16 protein-coding genes are annotated in these 18858 nt (G+C 45.5%); 4 read left to right on the top strand and 12 right to left on the bottom strand.

The features are described from left to right. The first annotated feature begins 73 nt into the window (after nucleotides 1-73). Together ACXAGV_RS09730 and ACXAGV_RS09725 are read left to right on the top strand one after the other, a co-directional pair. Nucleotides 74-721: a tetratricopeptide repeat protein gene (locus ACXAGV_RS09730; protein WP_474873083.1), complete on the top strand. Its 648-nt coding sequence runs from the start codon at nucleotides 74-76 to the stop codon at nucleotides 719-721. A gap of 208 nt (nucleotides 722-929) precedes the next feature. After that, a complete protein-coding gene (locus ACXAGV_RS09725; protein ID WP_474873082.1) occupies nucleotides 930-2096 on the top strand; it encodes a hydroxymethylglutaryl-CoA reductase in 1167 nt (388 codons plus the stop codon). Between the two features lie 78 nt (nucleotides 2097-2174). On the opposite strand, the gene ACXAGV_RS09720 is transcribed toward ACXAGV_RS09725, so the two are convergent. Next, nucleotides 2175-2543 carry a YbaN family protein gene (locus ACXAGV_RS09720; protein WP_474873081.1) on the bottom strand — a complete coding sequence of 123 codons (369 nt, stop codon included), beginning with the start codon at nucleotides 2541-2543 and terminating at the stop codon, nucleotides 2175-2177. Nucleotides 2544-2928: 385 nt separating this feature from the next. Here ACXAGV_RS09720 and ACXAGV_RS09715 point away from each other — a divergent pair, with 385 nt between their 5' ends. Both ACXAGV_RS09715 and ACXAGV_RS09710 read left to right on the top strand, forming a co-directional pair. Next, nucleotides 2929-5085, top strand: a complete 2157-nt coding sequence (locus tag ACXAGV_RS09715; protein WP_474873080.1) for a TonB-dependent siderophore receptor — start codon at nucleotides 2929-2931, stop codon at nucleotides 5083-5085. A 158-nt stretch (nucleotides 5086-5243) separates the two neighbouring features. Then, nucleotides 5244-6452 carry a PepSY-associated TM helix domain-containing protein gene (locus ACXAGV_RS09710; protein WP_474873079.1) on the top strand — a complete coding sequence of 403 codons (1209 nt, stop codon included), beginning with the start codon at nucleotides 5244-5246 and terminating at the stop codon, nucleotides 6450-6452. 89 nt (nucleotides 6453-6541) lie between these two features. Here the strand turns inward: ACXAGV_RS09710 and mazG are convergent, their stop codons facing one another. The 11 genes from mazG to djlA form a co-directional block, all read right to left on the bottom strand. Further along, entirely contained in the window at nucleotides 6542-7492 is a 951-nt protein-coding gene (gene mazG / locus ACXAGV_RS09705) for a nucleoside triphosphate pyrophosphohydrolase (protein WP_474873078.1), read from the bottom strand. Beyond that, entirely contained in the window at nucleotides 7470-9653 is a 2184-nt protein-coding gene (gene relA / locus ACXAGV_RS09700; protein ID WP_474873077.1) for a GTP diphosphokinase, read from the bottom strand. Before relA ends, mazG begins: the two co-directional genes overlap by 23 nt. Nucleotides 9654-9665: 12 nt before the next feature. Further along, nucleotides 9666-11126, bottom strand: coding sequence for a 23S rRNA (uracil(1939)-C(5))-methyltransferase RlmD (rlmD, locus tag ACXAGV_RS09695; protein WP_474873076.1), 1461 nt, complete (start codon nucleotides 11124-11126; stop codon nucleotides 9666-9668). A gap of 101 nt (nucleotides 11127-11227) precedes the next feature. Then, a complete protein-coding gene (gene acpS, locus ACXAGV_RS09690) occupies nucleotides 11228-11608 on the bottom strand; it encodes a holo-ACP synthase (protein ID WP_474873075.1) in 381 nt (126 codons plus the stop codon). A gap of 27 nt (nucleotides 11609-11635) precedes the next feature. After that, nucleotides 11636-12373, bottom strand: coding sequence for a pyridoxine 5'-phosphate synthase (pdxJ, locus tag ACXAGV_RS09685; RefSeq protein WP_474873074.1), 738 nt, complete (start codon nucleotides 12371-12373; stop codon nucleotides 11636-11638). Between the two features lie 165 nt (nucleotides 12374-12538). Then, nucleotides 12539-13252, bottom strand: a complete 714-nt coding sequence (gene recO, locus ACXAGV_RS09680; protein ID WP_474873073.1) for a DNA repair protein RecO — start codon at nucleotides 13250-13252, stop codon at nucleotides 12539-12541. A 102-nt stretch (nucleotides 13253-13354) separates the two neighbouring features. Beyond that, nucleotides 13355-13636, bottom strand: a complete 282-nt coding sequence (locus tag ACXAGV_RS09675; RefSeq protein ID WP_474873072.1) for a hypothetical protein — start codon at nucleotides 13634-13636, stop codon at nucleotides 13355-13357. A gap of 98 nt (nucleotides 13637-13734) precedes the next feature. Beyond that, complete coding sequence (recJ, locus tag ACXAGV_RS09670) at nucleotides 13735-15456, bottom strand: single-stranded-DNA-specific exonuclease RecJ (RefSeq protein WP_474873071.1); 1722 nt, start codon at nucleotides 15454-15456, stop codon at nucleotides 13735-13737. Between the two features lie 242 nt (nucleotides 15457-15698). Then, a complete protein-coding gene (gene dsbC / locus ACXAGV_RS09665) occupies nucleotides 15699-16421 on the bottom strand; it encodes a bifunctional protein-disulfide isomerase/oxidoreductase DsbC (protein ID WP_474873070.1) in 723 nt (240 codons plus the stop codon). A gap of 395 nt (nucleotides 16422-16816) precedes the next feature. Continuing rightward, entirely contained in the window at nucleotides 16817-17743 is a 927-nt protein-coding gene (xerD, locus tag ACXAGV_RS09660; RefSeq protein ID WP_474873069.1) for a site-specific tyrosine recombinase XerD, read from the bottom strand. Beyond that, nucleotides 17744-18622, bottom strand: a complete 879-nt coding sequence (gene djlA / locus ACXAGV_RS09655; protein ID WP_474873068.1) for a co-chaperone DjlA — start codon at nucleotides 18620-18622, stop codon at nucleotides 17744-17746. It abuts the gene before it with no gap. Between the last annotated feature and the right edge of the window lie 236 nt (nucleotides 18623-18858).

The following is an 18858-nucleotide window of genomic DNA, read 5'->3' as shown; positions in this document are numbered from 1 at the left end:
TGGAATTACTAATAATTTCGTCGAGTTATCTAGTTTATTTCTAACTACCTCTTTCTTATAAAGGCGACTTTTCATGCAGAAAAAGAATTTCTTCTCTCCTTTGCTATTCATCCTTCTTACTATGCTGTCGATATCTACGGTTCATGCAAACACTCTTGATTTGCTACCATTGCAACACGCGTGGGCAAAAACGAACTATGAGCTTGAAGGTGAAGCCCAATTAAAAGCATTTTCTGCACTGATAGCGCAAGCGAAAGTGTTAGTCGAGCAATCAGAAAATAGCGCTGAAGCACTGACCTGGCTAGCTATCTCTCAATCAAGTATGGCCAGTGCAAAAGGCGGTTTGGGTGCCCTAGACTTTGCTGAAAGTGCGAAGGAAAACTTAGAACGTGCCATTAAAAAAGAGGAGGCGGTATTAGACGGGACGGCACTGACTGTATTAGCGGCACTTTATCATAAAGTTCCAGGCTGGCCAGTTAGCTTTGGAAGCGATAAGAAGGCAAAAAAATTGTTTAAGCGTGCGTTGGAAATTAACCCAGAAGGTATGGACCAAAACTTCTTCTATGCTGAGTTTCTTTTCGACGATGGTGAATACGAAGAGGCCCAAGCGTTTTTAATCCGCGCTCAAAACGCGCCAGAAAAAGCCAACCGGCCTCTAGCAGATAAAAAACGCCGAGAAGAGATTGCTGTACTTCAAGCAAAATTGACTCAAAAAGCATAGCATCATCAGCAGTATGCGGCGCAGTCTCGCGTCGCTAGTGAGTTCGAAATAAGCAATGTCCCCTGTTTTTTGCGTGTAGAAAGGTGAATTTACTGCCTTTCTACATAAAAAGCGCATACATAGGCGGCACTTATCCCCATGTATAAATTGTAAACAGTTTTCATTCGGTATCAGCACTCCTATTATTAAAGAAAAAAGGAGTGGCCCGATGCCTAAAATCCCACGTTCCTCAGACAACGACTATACCCACGAGATGAGCCGAACACGCCGCGAGTTTATTGCGCGCGAAACCGGCACCCAGCTAAACCACTTAGGACACTATTCTATTCAACCTGAAGCCTTGTCGGGAAACGTAGAAAACTTTGCTGGCGTTGCACAGGTGCCTATTGGCTTTGCAGGCCCGATGCTAGTGAATGGAGAGCACGCCAAAGGGGAGTTCTACGTTCCAATGGCAACAACAGAGGGCACCTTGACCGCAAGTTACAGTAGAGGCATGCGCCTAACAAGAGAGGCTGGGGGCATAACGACCACCGTTATTGACGATGCCATGCAGCGAGCGCCCATGTTCGCGTTTTCCGATGCACGCGAAGCCCTAGAATTTGGCAGGTGGGTCGAGCAAAACTTTGTAGCCATCAAACGAGCCTGTGATAATACCACCAGCGTGGGCAAACTAAGGGATATTGAGCAGTACGCTGCATCTAAGCTACGCTGGTTAAGATTCAATTTCACCTGCGGTGATGCGGCTGGTCAGAATATGGTAAGCAAAGCCACTAAAGCGGGTTGTGAGTGGATCCAAGCGAACTACCCACGCCCTATTGAGCACTTTGTGCTGGCCGCAAATCTTGATACCGATAAAAAGCACTCTCACTTAAACTCGCTGCATACCCGCGGAAAGCGCGTTGTAGCAGAAATAACCCTGCCAAAACAACTTATGACGGATATAATGCATTGTCCGCCAGAAGCATTATTTAAGCAGCGCCAATATTCAAACATGGGCGCACTAATGGCAGGTAGTGTTAATAACGGCGCCCACTTCGCTAACGGCATTACCGCCATGTTTATCGCTTGCGGGCAAGATGTCGCTAACGTAGCTGAATCATCAGCGGGGTTTACCTACGCCGAAATTACGCCAAACGGCGACTATTACTTCTCTGTTACTATTCCATCGCTAATCGTTGCTACCTATGGAGGTGGAACGGGTCTGGCTACACAAAATGAATGTTTAAGCATACTTGGCTGCACAGAAAGAGGTAGCGTTAACAAGTTTGCGGAAATTGTTGCCGCGACCGTGCTATGTGGCGATCTATCTTTAAGTTCTGCTGTGGTAGCGGATGAATGGGTGAGCAGTCACGAGCGACTAGGTAGGAACCGTTAGAGCTAATGGGGTGTCACAATCCGATTTTTCCAACGACGGGAAATTAACTTGTGAAGGCTATTGAGCTTCGGTACAGCTCTAAATGGCTGGAATACTGGGGCGCGTAACCACAAAGTACGCGCCTATTCCCATAAACATTGCGATGCCTATGTAAGCGGGGATCGGCATTGACGCAAAAAGACAAACCAGAATAAAACTTATCAGCATACTGCAGCACGCTATGCATTTCACTTTTTTCGAAATTGCACCATGCTTTCGCCACGCAACAAGACTGGGGCCATATTTAGGGTGTTGAAGTAACCAGTTTTCAAGGCGCGGTGAGGATTTCGTAAAACAAAAAAGCGCCACTATCAAAAAAACAGTTGTTGGCATTACCGGCAAAAATGCGCCAATAATACCTAGAAGGGTAAAAAACAACCCGAGTGATAAATACAGTACTTTTTTCATGAAATACTAACGCCCAATTCAGTCCAACTCCTTGGTAAGTGTCATAACTCAACACCAGCGACACACCCTTCCAATATGCCAAATTTATACTCAGATATTAGATAAAGTGGATCTACATTGCTTTGTCGTAAATCAAACCTACTCTATAACCATACGCCAAAATAATGAAGTTTCCATCTACATTGGTCTAATTTACTTTGATGCGAATTGACACCTATCCATCTACGTTGCTGCACACCATAACTCTCGCTTACTGATATTGATTACAACACGACAAATGGCATACAACTATAGATAAACGATAATGAAAACTGTTATCATTTATACTAAGGTATTAGCTTTTCATCACGCTCCTTTTATCACACAACACTTGGACTTTTTTGCAATGAAATATTTAGCCGCGTTAATAGCTGCTTCGTTGACCTCCCCTGCTTTATCACAAGACATTGAAACCTCTTCGGATACACGTGAAATATCACCCGCGAAATCCGACCAAGTAGAGCGTGTGGTAGTGACTAGTAGAGCGATCAATCTATATCGCAATGGTAGCTCATCTACAGGTAAATTAAGTGTCGACCCGCTTAATTCAACCCAGCAAATCACAACAATTAACGAAAGTTTGATACGCGACCAAGGTGCTCGAAACGCCAAAGATATTTATCGCAATATTGCAGGTGTTAGCCAGTTTAGCTATGCCGGTGTGACCGCACGCGGCTTCAGACAAGAAGAAATCTTTTTTGATGGCTTACGCGGAGACCCTTATGTAGGCTTCAACGTACCTCAATTATTTAATATTGAACGCGTGGACTTTTTAAAAGGTCCTGCTGGTATGCTTTATGGACCAGGCGCGCCAGGTGGCTTATTTAACTACGTCACTAAAAAGCCAACCTCAGATTTCGACGCCAATGCTAGGATCATAGCTGGTTCACATTCCCGCTTTGGTGGCTCAGCAGAAATAAATGGAGCGATTGACAACAATCAAAATGCGCGAGCTGGTGTTTTTTACGAGCAGCAAGATACCTATCGCGACAACAGCGACAGTGAAGTATTTATCTTCGACTCTGGCTATACATATGACCTTCAAGGCCACTTACTAACGCTTCAATACACCCATTACTCACAAGATTTGGGCGCTAACCGACTGCGCGGCGTACCCGTCGACGACAGTGGTAACTTTCTCACAAATCCAGACTGGAATCATAATGAAGCCAGTGATTTTCTAAACTTGCGTTCTGACTCTGTTCAACTCTCTCTAGAAGGACAGCTTAACGATGCAGTAAGCTACAATACACGTTTGCGCTACATAGATAATGAACAAGAGCAGAACTACCACGAACCACGTGCGCTTATTGATAGTGATGGAGATGGGAACATAGACCTTGTCGGCCGTGAATTTAGGGATCAGTTACGCGAACAAGAGCAACTTAGCTTTGGCGCCAACTTTGTATATTCAGGTGAGTGGTTGGGTGCTGACCATAGAACGGCGTTCGGCATTGACCTTTATAAAGGAAAAGAGGACGCGCTTTTGGGTGCTGCGGCTTTTCAGCAAGATTTCGTTCTTCGTTATCTAAGCGGGACTTCACTTGAATCAGATATCATTCCACTAACACTTACTAACCCTAACTACGGTATAACGCAGTCTGAAAACTACAATGTACAATTCAGACCATTGAGCACAACCGAGCAAACGCGAAACGGTGCCTATGTACTGAATGAACTTGCTTGGGAACAGTTTACCTTTGTTGCTGGTTTGCGCTACGACCAATTTGAAGACGAAACGTCTAGTGCTGTTTTCGACGATTCAAATGTAAGTTTTCGCATTGGTGGTATTTACAAGATTAATTCTAACATTTCGCTTTATGGACAATGGGCAGATTCTTATGAACCTCAGTCGGTAAGTAATCAGCAGAATGAGGCTGGCGGACCATTTGAGCCAACCACAGGAGATATTATCGAAGGTGGTATAAATGCAGAACTGTTCGATGAAACTACCTTGCTACGATTAGCCGTGTATCAAATAACCCGAGAAAATATCCTTCAATCTACCGGGGAAGATCCTGAAGGCGACGGCATTGATAATGTCGCGCCCGTGGGTGAGGTGACCAGTGACGGATTCGAAGTTGAGGTTATCACTGACATAACGCCAAATTGGATCTTGAGCGTAGCTTATGGCTACAACGACGCAAGAATCACCGCAGATAATGGCGGTGGCGGTATTAGCAATAGTGTCGGCGACCGCTTCGCTAATGCGCCTCAGAATCAATTTGGTTTCTGGACGCGTTACCAAGTTCCTGAATGGGATCTTGCCTTTGCCTTTGGTGGAAACTATGTCGACGATCAATTGAGTCTGTCTGGGCAAAACGTGAAGTCCTATTTCATTGCCGATGCATCAATAACTTGGGAAGTAGACAACTACAGTGTACTGTTTAGAGTAGATAATCTCTTTGATAAAGAGTATGCAGAATCAGGCTTTATTGAGCGCACAGGTCACTTCCCCGGAAACCCGAGGAACGGTTTTGTAGAATTCACTTACAAGTGGTAACCAACAACGCTTTTTAAAGTAGAAATATTGGCTAAGCTTTTGAACAAATCAAATAAAAGACGCTTAAGCTTAGCCGGTGTTTATTCTAATTAAGCTGCATGATTTGAGTATTGCTCCCAAAGCAGAGCTTATCTTTACTTTCGTTACATTAGAATTTCATGACCAACGATAGAACCGCGCAAAGAAAATACAGAAAGAAGTTATACAACCTGCATGCGTGGGTAGGCTTTCAGCTTTCTATCGTCCTTTTTATTATTTTATCAACGGGCACTATTGCTACGGTCTCCAATGAAATTGATTGGCTTGTGTATGACGAAATGCGCACGTTTAACACACTGCCCAGCAACATAGACAACACCGATGATGAAACGACTAAGTGGAACAATATCTATAAGGCAGCGCTTAGCTATTCAGAACAGGTAAAGATAAAGTCTATCTCGACCATGGGTCATGACAATTTTACCTACCGTGTCAGAGCAGAGTTCCCCGATGGCAATGACCGTTTCATTCACGTAGACCAGTACACCTATGAAGTGACAGGCGATATTCCGATTTTAACGGTACAGCGTTTTTTTCGAGACTTTCACCGTTATCTGTTTATGCCCAATTATCTGGGCTTGCCGACGGTCACCTTTTTCGCATTCATTCTTGCTATCTCGCTTTATACGGGCCTCAAAACAACCCGAAACTGGAAGACAGCCATTACCCGGCTTCGCCTAAATCAAGGTTCAAGGATCCTACTGAGCGACCTTCATAAACTGTTTGGCTTGTGGAGCCTCTGGTTTTTCGTTGTCATTGTTATAACCAGTTGGTGGTATTTATTTGAATTCGGCGCGGCTGTTGCTGGTAGCCGATTTGAGCCTCGCGCCCCCAAGGCCACTGCAATTGCAAATTATGAGCAAGTTAACCCTGTATCAAGCACACAGTTTTCTAATGCTTTTGAGCAGGCATCGCAAGCCATTGAGAACTGGCAGATAACTGGCGTATTGTTTCCTACATCTAATACAGGCACATTGCGATTTACAGGCCTAGGTTACAACCCACTGCTGCGTGAACGCGCACACAAGATAGACATAGATATAACTACGCAGAACATTATTCGTATTCAAGAGCCAAAAAACATGGCGTGGACTAACTACCTTAATGAATATGCAGACCCACTGCACTTTGGGTATTTTGGTGGTCTTTTAACTAAGCTTATTTGGTTTGTATTTGGTGTTGGTCTATCTACGCTTTCTGCAACAGGCGTGATGATGACTTGGAAGAGAACAAAAACCTCTGCACTAACCAAAGCACAAAAGCGAACATTGCCTGTATTACTCCTCGCTTTTGTCTTTTTTGTCTTTTGGTTGCAGCGGTATTGGTAGTTTTTTTAAGTTACTGCGCCTTCTAAGGCATTAGTATGGAATTAACCTTGTACTATTGCGTTGCGCTTTTGATTAGCCAAAGAGTGAAATCACTTAGCATTAGAAGATTGTTTAACCTGCTGCCACAGCGCTTCCATTTCATCTAAAGTCAATGCGTCGAGCTTCTCGCCCTGCCCTGCCGCTAAACGCTCTACACCTTTAAAACGGTTGGCAAACTTGTTACTGGCGTTGCGAAGCGCAGTATCAGCATCTACCTTGCAATGCCTTGCCAAATTAACCATGGCAAAAAGCGCATCGCCAATTTCTTCTTCGATAGCCAGTTGGTTATCATGCATAACATTGCTTGAAGGCTTTTTGTCAGTACTGTTTTCACATAGAAGGCGTTGCTTCGTATCAAGCTCTTGCTGAATCTCTTCTACTTCTTCGCGTACTTTATCAATAACAGGTGCGGCGTCAGGCCAGTCAAAGCCTACCTTTGCACAGGCTTTTTGCAGCTTTTGCGCGTACATAAGTGCCGGCATACCTTTGGGTACGCTATCTAAAATACTGGTTTCTACAGCTTCGCCATCTTTCTTTAAACGCTGCTTTTTAAGTTGCTTTTCTTGGGCTTTAATTGCGTCCCACTGCGCGTTTAAAGCACTGTCGTTTAATGGCGTACGTTCTTTGTGTGTAACGCTTAACTCATCGCTTTTTACTTCATCGTCTGACTGTACACCAAAGACATGAGGGTGCCGGCGCACAAGCTTATCGCTAATGCTTTGCGCCACATCGTCAAAAGAAAATGCCTTCGATTCACTAGCGATTTGCGCGTAAAACACCACTTGAAACAACAAATCACCGAGCTCATCTTTGATATCGTGCATATCACCAGTGGCGATAGCATCTGCCACTTCATAGGCTTCTTCTATGGTGTAGCGAGTTAGGCTTTCCATGGTTTGTTTCACATCCCACGGACATCCAGATTGCGGGTCGCGCAGCTGCGTCATAATGTCGAGCAGCCGCTGCATTTCGCCAAGGCTAGCTTTGCTTGCGTTTTGCATCTGTCACGCCCTTTAGCTGTCGCAATTGGGTTAACACTTTTGACACTCTTTCAAGGTCATTAACTTCGATAGATATGGTAATTAGTGCCGTCTGTCTGTTTTTATCACTTAAGCTGTTTACGCCTAAAAGCGGTACGTTTTCATTTGCCAACACAGTAGTAATGTCGCGCAACAGGCCGTTTCTATCGTGGCAAAATATATCAATGCCCGTCTCAAAACCCACTTTAAGCTCATGTGACCAATTCACTTCTATTTGGCGCTCAGGGTGCTGCGACAACAAGTGCTGTAGCTGACTACAGCTTTCTTTATGAACGCTTACGCCACGGCCTTGTGTGATATAGCCTAAAATAGCTTCGCCTGGTACTGGCTTACAGCAATTTGCCAACTGGCTCATTAAGTGACCCACGCCCTGCACCACCACCGCATCTTTTTTGCCTGACCCAGCCGCAGTTTTGCGCGTTTTCACCTTAGGACTAATTTCGGGCTCTGGGGCTGGTGGCTCCTGCAAGTGATGAATAAAATTAATCACCTGCATAACACGTACATCACCGGCACCTACCGCGGTGTACAAGTCATCAAGGGTTTGTAAATTAAACTTCTCAAATGCCTCATTGGGTACTCTGGCGGGCAAGTGAGCACGCTGAAGTTCGCGCTCTAGTAGCTCTTTACCGGCAGCAAGGTTTTTGTCTCTGTCCTGCTTTTTAAAGAAGGAATGGATAGTGGCACGCGCCCGCGATGAATGCACATAGCCAAGGCCTGGGTGCATCCAGTCGCGGCTTGGGTTTGGCTCTTTTCCAGTAAGTACTTCTATCTGATCGCCACTTTGCAGTAAATAAGTGAAAGGCACTATTCGTCCATTCACTTTTGCGCCAATACAGCGATGTCCGACATTACTGTGGATATAGTAAGCAAAATCAAGCGGCGTAGCACCTTGGGGAAGGTCAATAACATCGCCTTTTGGTGTGAACACATACACCCTATCGTCAAACACCTGGCTGCGAAGTTCTTCAACCAAGTCGCCAGACTCGGCCACTTCCTCTTGCCACGCTAATATGCGACGAAGCCAGTTTATGCGCTCGTCATAGCCTGACTGCTTGCCCGTGCTACCTTCTTTATATTTCCAGTGTGCAGCCACACCCAGTTCGGCGTCCTGATGCATTTTCTGGGTACGAATTTGAATCTCAACCGACTTTCCTTCAGGACCCACAATCACCGTATGGATTGACTGATATCCATTGGGTTTAGGCGTAGCGATATAATCGTCGAATTCGTTAGGTAAGTGTTTATAGCTTGCGTGAACGGTACCTAACGCTGCGTAGCAATCTTGAAGTCGCTCGGCAATAATACGTACTGCACGAATATCAAAAAGCTGCTCGAACGTAAGGCGCTTTTTCTGCATTTTCTTCCAAATGCTGAAGATATGTTTAGGACGGCCATAAACCTCAGCGCGGATCTCTTCACCATCAAGTAAGCCTTGCAAGTCGCCTACTATGGTTTCTATGTATTCGGCGCGCTCTCTGCGCTTGCCGTCAAGCTGCTTGGCAATTTGCTTGTAGGTGATGGGGTGTAGGTAGCGAAACGCGAGATCTTCAAGTTCCCACTTTAACTGACCAATGCCCAAGCGGTTTGCCAATGGCGCATAAATACTGGCGCACTCTCGGGCCACCATAACACGGGTTTCTTCGTCAGCTTTTTTAACCTGTTGTAGTGCACAAATACGCTCAGCCATCTTAATAACAACGGCACGTACGTCTTCTACCATCGCAAGGAGCATACGACGAATGCTGTCTATATGCTGCTCGTCTGATCTTTCAGCAAAGCCAGCGCCGTTCACTTTACGCGCATGTAACGACTTAATGGCATCCATTCGGCGCACACCAACGACTAGGTCGCGAATTTCTCCACCGAACTCTTCGTTAATATCGTCTTCACTTAAGGCGTGCTGTTCGCAATATGGAAAAACCAAGGCTGCCTGAAGCGTTGCGTCATCCATATTGAGCTGACACAAAATCTCAACCATTTCCTGACCAACCAACAGTCGCTCGGGAATAGATGATACAGCACTTAGTTTTTCTTTTGTTTCTGCACTTAACTCAAGGCTATCTAACCACGCTTCAAAAGGTGGCCGTTCGGCTTCGTGGACCTTTCTTGTCGATACCATATCCTTTACTCGTTACTGCTGCTTTCGCGTAAACAAGGCCATCATTTCCATGTGATGGGTGAAGGGGAACATTTCTGCTACACCCGCTTTTTCCATTTCATAACCACCGTCTATCAACACCTTGGCGTCTCTAGAAAACGTACTTGGGTTGCAAGAAACATACACTATCGTTTTTGGTAGTGCTTTTACAAGCGCATGACAAACGGTCAACGCCCCTTCTCTTGAGGGGTCTAGTAATACCTTATCAAAACCCTGCTGTAATGAAGCCTCGACGTTGGTCTTATCAGCCAAATCTAAATGCAGCCACTCTACATTTTCAATGCCCTGTTGCTGTGCATTGTCTTTGGCGCGGCGCACCATCTCTGCCACACCTTCTACCGCCTGAACCTTTGCACCTAACTTAGCAATAGGTAAAGTAAAATTGCCCAGCCCGCTAAACCAATCAGCGATACGTTCGTTGGGCTTTGGGTTTAGCCATCCTATTGCCTGATTAACCATTTTTTCGTTAACCACTTTATTAATTTGAATAAAGTCGTTAGCACTAGGTGAAATTGAGCAGCCATTTACCGTGTTCATCACCATATCAGTACCACGACCCACACTGCGAATTTGCCCCTGCTTATTTTCAAGCTTTAATTCAATACCGTAGTCACCAACCGATGAACTCGTGTTCACCAATTCGCTCACTGCATCAATCAGCTCAGCTTCAAGGGCTTTGGTGTGTTTAATAACAAGGTGCGAGGTATTATCGCCAGCAATAAGGCTGATATGCCCAATATGACGCGCTGACTCGAACCCTGAAAGCGCATCCCGTAAAGGGCCAATAAGTTTAGATAGCGGGTCAACCAGTATTGGGCAGGTTTCTACATTGATAACGTTGTTGCTATTTGCTTCACGGAAGCCCAACTTAATTTGATTGGGGTTGCGGGCATCTATAGCCAGCCTGCCTTTTCTGCGATATTGAGGACGCGACCCTGCTAAAGGTGCTTGCCAAACGTGTGGCTTCATTGCAAGGTGACGTTCCATCATCACTTTAAGAGCACGGTCACGTTGCTCAAGCGCCGCGTCGGGCTTTATGTGCTGTAGCTGACACCCACCACATACATCAAACACAGGGCAAAAAGGCGCTTGTCTTTCATCACTTGGCGAGTGAATGTTTGTCGCCCTGGCGTTAATGACTTTCTTTTTGCTTGATACCACCTCTATGTCGCAGGTTTCTCCTACAAGGGCACCTTCAACAAATACCATCGGATTGCCGCGCACTACGCCATTGCCCATCCAGTCTAAATCTTCAATGGTGACCGTGTTAGGTTTTTGACTTTCACTGGTATCCGCTGCATTTTTGCTTTTCCCAAATCGAAGTCCTGCGACCTGCGCATTGGCTCTGGCATTCCCTTTTTTTGAAGCGCCACGCTCAGTAAGCGACGTTTTGCCTTTTTGCTTGCTGCGAGATTGTTTAAAAAGGTTTGCCAAGTGTAACTCCGGTTACTTGTTTTACGTGGTTTGATGTTAGTAGAGGTTTTTGCACGCGCTCACCAAATAGAAGTCGCCTACGTGGGTTAGGGGCAGTTGCTCTATTCAGACTCTAGTATAACGGTGGCGACAGCATAATGCTGCTCATCTGAAATACTGACCACGCTTCGCGTGATACCTCGTTTTTTGCACATTGCAGCAAACTCGCCAGAAAAATGAAGCTCTGGCGCACCTAAATGGTTATTGCGCACTTCTATATGCTGCCAGCTGATCCCGTTTCCAATCCCTGTACCAAGGGCCTTCACTGCCGCTTCCTTGGCGGCAAAACGCTTGGCTAAGAAGCGGACTGGCGTACCGTGTTCGCTGAACTGCTGCCACTCGGCAGGCGTAAGTACTCGCTTGGCTAAGCGTTCATTAGCGCCATCGCCTTTACCAAGTCGCGCTATCTCTACAATGTCAGTACCTAGCCCTTCAATCGCCACGTTATCTACACCCTTTTGAATCTAAGGTTAAATGCCTGCTCGTGCTTCTAGCATAAGTTTACGCATATCAGCTACAGCCGTATGAAGGCCATCAAACGCGGCGCGAGCAATGATAGCGTGGCCAATATTAAGTTCGATTAGCTGAGGAATAGCCGCAATAGGTTTAACATTGTGATAGTGCAAGCCGTGACCTGCATTCACTTTAAGCCCTAAGCTATCGGCGTACTCGATACCTTCAACTAAACGCGCTAGCTCTTTATGCTGCACTTCCTCGCTGGTAGCTTCTGCGTATTGTCCGGTGTGAATTTCGATGTAAGGGGCGTTACATGCTGCGGCCGCGTCAATTTGCGCTTTGTCTGCATCAATAAATAACGACACCAAAATGTTCGCATTAGCGAGTCGCTCGCACGCCGCTTTGATGTTTTCAAAATTCCCTGCCACATCAAGACCACCTTCGGTAGTCAACTCTTCGCGCTTTTCTGGTACTAAGCAACAAAAAACAGGCTTCACTTCTTCGGCAATTGCCAGCATTTCTTCGGTTACCGCCATTTCCAAATTAAGTCGGGTATTAATGGTTTGCGCTAAAATGCGTACATCGCGGTCTTTAATGTGACGACGGTCTTCACGTAAATGAACCGTAATGCCGTCTGCACCTGCACGCTCGGCAATATCCGCTGCGTGCACTGGATCTGGGTAATGCGTACCGCGCGCATTGCGTAGCGTTGCAATATGGTCGATGTTAACGCCTAATAAAATCGTGCTCATTTCACCACCTAACCTGTAAGAGCGATAGAAGAGGCCAACTCTTCCTGTTTAATACGTTGCTTTAAGGGTAAAAATACCCTTTTAAGGAAAGTCGCAATTGTAGCAAATTTTTTTGTAGAACGTGCTTATTAAGCGTTTGAGTTAAGAGAAAATAATTTAATGCTATTACCGCGGCTTGGGCATAAAAAGTTCGCGGCTTTTAAGTGGCTTGTCACCAATTAGCGGTTTCAGCAAGTCCCGGCAAAGCACCTTAGCCACTTTTTTACTAAGCGGCGTAAATTCCCCCTGTGACAAACTAAGCAACGCTTGCCCGGGAAAGCCTCGCATACCGCGGGGACCTGCCATATCGTCAGGCAGTCGCACAAACCCTGCGTCTATCTGAAAGCGGTAGCTACCGCTTTCTTCTATGGGCATTTCGTATTCGACATCGGTGGTGAAATCAGGCAACAGCCCCATTTCATCAAGCAGTGCAAATTCGAACTGACGTAAGGTCACCTCTATATCGCTCTCATCGCGAAGAGACAGTAGCGCATTTTCATAAGCGCTGTGAACGCCATCGCTGGCAAGCCCTGCCGGCATAACGCGATTAGTCAACTCATTAACATACATGGCACAAAATAATGCAGTCCCAACAAGGTTTATAGAGGGCGCGACACTTTCAACGTGACGTAAGTTTTTTAACTCTGACTTTCCGCTTAACTGTAAACGGAGATGTTGAAAAGGTTGAAGCAGGCTTTTCTTGTCTGATTTACTATTCTTCACCCCTTTCGCTACCGCACTAACACGCCCTTCTTCCAGGGTAAAAAAGTCAACAATATAGCTGGTCTCCCTGTAAGGGCGTCTATGCAGCACATAGGCATTTAACCATTCATTATTCATTGTTGTTCACTGTTGTTTAGCACCAAATCGGTAGCTATTTAGGTGTAAGTTAAAAGGTGGAAATTAAAAGGTTTATGTTAGCGGCAAAGGCTAGTTACTCATTTAGCTACGTTTAATTCGTACAACTTTCATGGTTTCAAACTCAATGCCAGCCACGTCTTCAACATGGCGATAGTAGGTTACGTTTACCCGCGCGCCTTTTAAGCTTTGATATTGCTGTTTACGCCGGTAAATAAAAGGGACATCAATGCCTTCTAGCATAATAGTGTGGCGTACCCAGTCGCTGTCTTTCTCTTCCCGCTGAACGTGAGATATCACTTTAGCATTGTCGGTTTGATTCAGCTGACTGTGCTTTTCCACCAGCTTTTGTCGTTCGCTTTTCACCCTTGCCTCTTTTTTCCTACTTTTTAATTCTTTTCCACGTATCGCTTTTTGACTAGCAGGGCTCAAACCATTCACTGCTGCCCGTTTATCTACATCGATTAAACCGCTTCTATTTGCTCTACAATAAGCTGCACAGTTTCTTGCCCCCTGAAGACGTTAATATCAAGGCGGTAAGCAATACGTACACGTTTTATCATGGCATTGGGCCATGCTTTTAAATCAACGTTAAACGCAATAGCGTCTACTTCATTGGCGCCATCATGTTTCAACACCATTTTGAGGTGCTTTTGTCCAACTAAACGCTGATCGAGCAGCGTAAATTCTCCATCAAATAACGGTGATTCAAAGCCCTGCCCAAACGGACCTGCCTGGCGCAATAAATGCGCGAAAGGCAAACACAACTCTTCTGAAGATAAGTCACCATCAGACAAAAGTGCATGATTACCATCAACCTTTTCCATGTGTGCACGTGCAGTATCAACAAAAGCACGCTCGAAGTCTTGAAGCTTAGCTACGGGCAAGCTCAAACCAGCGGCCATGGCGTGCCCACCGAATTTCTCGATAATGCCAGGGTAGCGCGTATTTACTTCATCAAGTACATCGCGGATGTGCACACCAGGAATTGAGCGTGCTGAACCTTTAATGATCTCGTCGTCTTGATGGGCAAAAGCGATAACAGGCTTAAGATATTTCTCTTTCAAACGCCCTGCCACAATACCAATAACCCCTTGGTGAAAGTCTTCGCGATAAACCACCAGTGCGCTTGGCATATCGCCTTCATCCAGCGCCATTTGCTCTAGCACGGTTTCTGCTTGCGCTTTCATGCCGGTCTCAATTTCACGGCGTTCCTTGTTAAGTGCATCGAGTTCAGCGGCGATCATTCGCGCTTGAATGGTTTCATCTTCTAATAAGCACGCAATGCCTTGGGACATATCGTCTAATCGACCCGCGGCATTAAGCCTTGGCCCAACCACAAAGCCTAAGTCAGTTGAGGTTAAGTGAGCGCAATCGCGATTCGCTACTTCGACCAATGCTTTAATGCCAGGTCGACACTTACCCGCCCGAATGCGCTGAAGGCCTTGATGAACTAAAATTCGGTTATTTTTATCAAGCATTACTACATCGGCCACGGTGCCAACCGCAACAATATCAAGTAGCGACGCTAGGTTTGGTGGCGCTAACCCTGCTTTTTCAAAATGCCCTTGCTGCTGTAACTCGGCTTTAAGTGCTAGCATGATGTAAAAGGCAACGCCAACCCCAGCCAAATTTTTAGAAGGGAATTCGCATCCGGGTTGGTTAGGATTTACGATCGCATCAGCGGGAGGTAAAACGTCACCCGGCAAATGATGATCGGTAACAACAACTTGCATTTCCAACGACTTTGCGTGGGTTACACCGTCAATACAGGAAATACCATTGTCCACTGTGACAATAACTTCCGCCCCCTGTTTGGCAGCTTCATCCACGATAGGCACGCTAAGCCCATAACCGAAGTCAAAGCGGTTAGGTACAAGAAAATCTACGTTGTGACAGCCCATGGCTCGAAGCGCCAATATGCATACCGATGTACTGGTTGCTCCGTCGGCATCAAAATCGCCCACAATGATAATACGTTTATTTTGCGCAACGGCATTGGCGAGAATTTTCGCGGCCTGCGGCATTCCTTTTAATACGTTGAAATGCGTAAGCCCTTTCAGACCATTCTCTAAGTCATTCATATTCGCAATATTGCGACTGCGATAAATTCTGTCGATAACAGGGTGTAAGTCAGAACTTAACGAGGAGCCGGTAACTTCGCGACGAACAATAGGCAAAATCATAAATACCACTAAACCAATACTGTAAATGCAGTTGTCGATGCAAGTTCAAATAGGCTTTAAACAAAGAGACTGGAGTCGGGACACTTTATAATTAGTGCAGATTCCAAGTTAAAGCCCGTGTGAACCGCAAAGTAAAACTGAACGAAAAAGCGCTAGAAAATATGGACCGAATCATACCGCAGAAAACAAAAAAACGCACAAAGCGTGCGTTTTTATCATATTTAATGTTGAGGACTGAATGGCTACTCAGCTTCTTCTAATGCTTTAGCAAGCAACGCAGCTGGCTGGTAACCAGGAATCAATGAACCGTCAGGCAACACGATATTAGGTGTGCCGTTTACCCCTAGCTTTTGACCTAGCATGTATTGCTCTGCCACTTTGTTTTTGCAGCTAGCGCTTGTTACGTCACTGCCTGCCTTAGCTTTGGTTAACGCTTTTTGCGGGTTTTCAGCGCACCACACTGACACCATATCGTTGTAGTTTTCGCTGTTTAATCCAGAACGCGGGAATGCAAGGTAGTGTACGGTAATGCCCGCATCGTTAAGTTCATCAATTTCGTTGTGAAACTTACGACAGTAGCCACAAGTGATATCGGTGAAAACACTAATTTCATGCTTTTCGTTCTTTGCTTTAAACGTAATCGATGACGATTCCATTGAAGCCACGCCTTCTTTGCGCAGTCCAGAAAGGGCTAGCTCTGTTTCGTTACGCATTTCTTTATCAATATTAAACACGCGGGCCTGAAGTAAGTACTGCCCGTTTTCACTTACATAAAACAAGCCGCGGTTTGTAGATACCTGGACCAAGCCAGATACAGGAGAATCGGCAATAGTTTCTACATCTAGCCCAAGCATTGATGTTAATTTATCGCGGATAGCGGCTTCGTCAGCAGCTTGCGCGCTCAACCCCAACAGAGAACCTGCCGCTACTACGCTGGCTAACAAAATTTTCTTTACTGCTTTCACTAATTACTCCCCATTTTGCCATTTGAGCTTGTTTGTACTCGCTTGGCCAAGATTGCAGCCACCTAAGAGTGTGCTTCGGTCTTAAGGTAACCACTAAACATGTTTCATACTTATTACTTTCAGATTAGTTTCAGACCGATGAACTTAACAAAAAATTGCACTTTCAACGCTAATTTTTTGTTTATCTGTGCATTTACACTGTCGTGAAGTGTCATTAAGGTGTCCACGAGGTTTATGAACTACAACACCGCTGCACTAGCTTACAACGCTTAATCGAAAGCAATCATTTGTCCTTATCCTATCACACACCTTTTCGTTAAATATATATGTGAGCAGAGCCTCGTCTTATACAACGCTCAGTTTGTAGCATTCTAGCGTAAACTAGCTTTTATCCACTAACCTCGAGGGTGATGACTGTGGATAAGCGTTTGAAGTCGCTCTGTCGCAACATGCGTGTAAATTTGCGTTGTTGATAAATCGCTGTGACCCAACAGCATTTGTACAACACGTAAATCAGCACCGTGGTTTAACAAGTGGGTAGCAAACGCATGGCGTAATGTGTGGGGGGAAAGGTGCTGCTCAATCCCTGCTTTCACCGCATAGTATTTAATGCGATGCCAAAATGTTTGGCGTGTCATTTTCTGCCCACGCTTACTCAGAAAAACTACGTCAGAAGTTTTTGTTGAAAGAATAGGTCGCGCGGTTTTTATATAGGTTAATAACCATTCTATTGCATCTTCCCCAAGAGGTACTAAACGCTCTTTGTTTCCTTTACCTACCACTCTAACCACGCCTTGCTGAATGCTGACTTGATCCATCGTCAACCCAATCAATTCGCTCACGCGAAGGCCGGTTGCATAAAGCACTTCAAGCATGCTTTTATCTCGGCATTCAATTGGGTCGTCAGTTAAAGGGGCATTAAGTAAATCTTCAACCTGCTGCTCACTTAAAGAAGAAGGTAAGGCTTTTGGCGTTTTTGGGTTAGACAACGCAGAAACAGGGCTATCTACGCGAATTTGTTTACTTATAAGAAAAACAAAAAAAGCGCGAATAGCGCTAAGCGCCCGCTGTGTGCTGCGCGTGGAAAGCCCTTGGTCGTGACGATAAGCTAAATAGTCCTGAAGCTGTTCAGTAGTCAGCACAGCTATATCCTTCACACCTTGATTGTTGCTGTAAATAGCAAGCTTAGTGAGGTCGGTACGATAGCTTTGCTGTGTATGCTCTGATAACCCTTTTTCAAGCCAAAGCATCTCAATAAAGCCGTCGATGTGCGCTTGACTCGCTGCAGGCACATAAGTTAACTCACGTTCAAGTTTTGTCATTTAAAAGCCACGTTTTTGCTTAATCAGTTCATAGGCTGATTGAATATCTTGCGCTTTCTTTTTGGCAATCTCCATTGCCTGCTCAGGTAGCCCCTTCGAAACCAGTTTATCTGGGTGATGCTCAGACATGCGCTTTCTGTAGGCACGCTTTATCGTCTTTTCATCGTCAGATGCAGACACGCCTAATATCCGATAGGCATCATCCAAGCTTTGCTGCTCTGAGTAGGCTGAACGCTGGCCCGACTGACTATATTGGCGCTGACCCGCTCCTGAACGGCCCTGTTGCCCTGCGCCAGAATGAGCCCGCTGCCTAAACCGAATTTCTGCCTCATACATTGAGATTAAATAATCTAAATCTCTGCGTCTAAAACCCAGAGGCTTCGCTACTTTTTCCAGTACATTATATTCTTCTTGAGAAAGCTGGCCGTCGGCAAACGCGGCTTGAATAAGGATCTCTAAAAATACTTGCAGAATATCCCGCCGACCATGGCTGGCATCATAAAACCCTTTTAACGTGTCTACTAAGGGAAAATCCCGCGCTTTACCTTCTCTGAACGCATCCTGCGCCTCGCGGCGCGCATCGCCCGTCAGGCGCATTTCATCCATTAACGCTGTGGCAATTTGAATTTCTCGATCTGTTACTTTGCCGTCAGACTTAGCAAGGTGACCTAACGCGCTAAACAGGCTGTGAAAAAAAATTGCCTGCTGTTTTAAATTGTTTTGGTCGGTAAAAAAGCGCCCAAAACCGCCGAGCTGATTGAAGTCTTGGCGGTACGCTTTGTCAAAAAAGTGCCCGACCACCAGTCCAAGAATAGCGCCAGGTATTTTAAGAAACATAAAGCCAAATAAGGCGCCGAGGATTTTCCCCCAAATTGACATCGCGTCATACTCCGTTGGTGCACTGTATAAAAAGTTGATGGTACGTATTCTAGTTCACGCCGTGCACTGCGTGTTTAGCACATCATATCAAATGCTTAAGTATATTAACCAGAGCAGCAGACAGTTTAGGTTTTATCGTGCGCAAGCGGCTTAAAGAGCACTTACCCAAAACTGATAACTCTAGCGATCAAACTTGTGGTCTAGGCAAGGTGAAATCAAGCTACGCTGCCCAATTT

The organism is Alteromonas sp. ABH4_453 (assembly GCF_056160665.1).
This window is presented reverse-complemented; position numbering and strand designations above follow the sequence as displayed.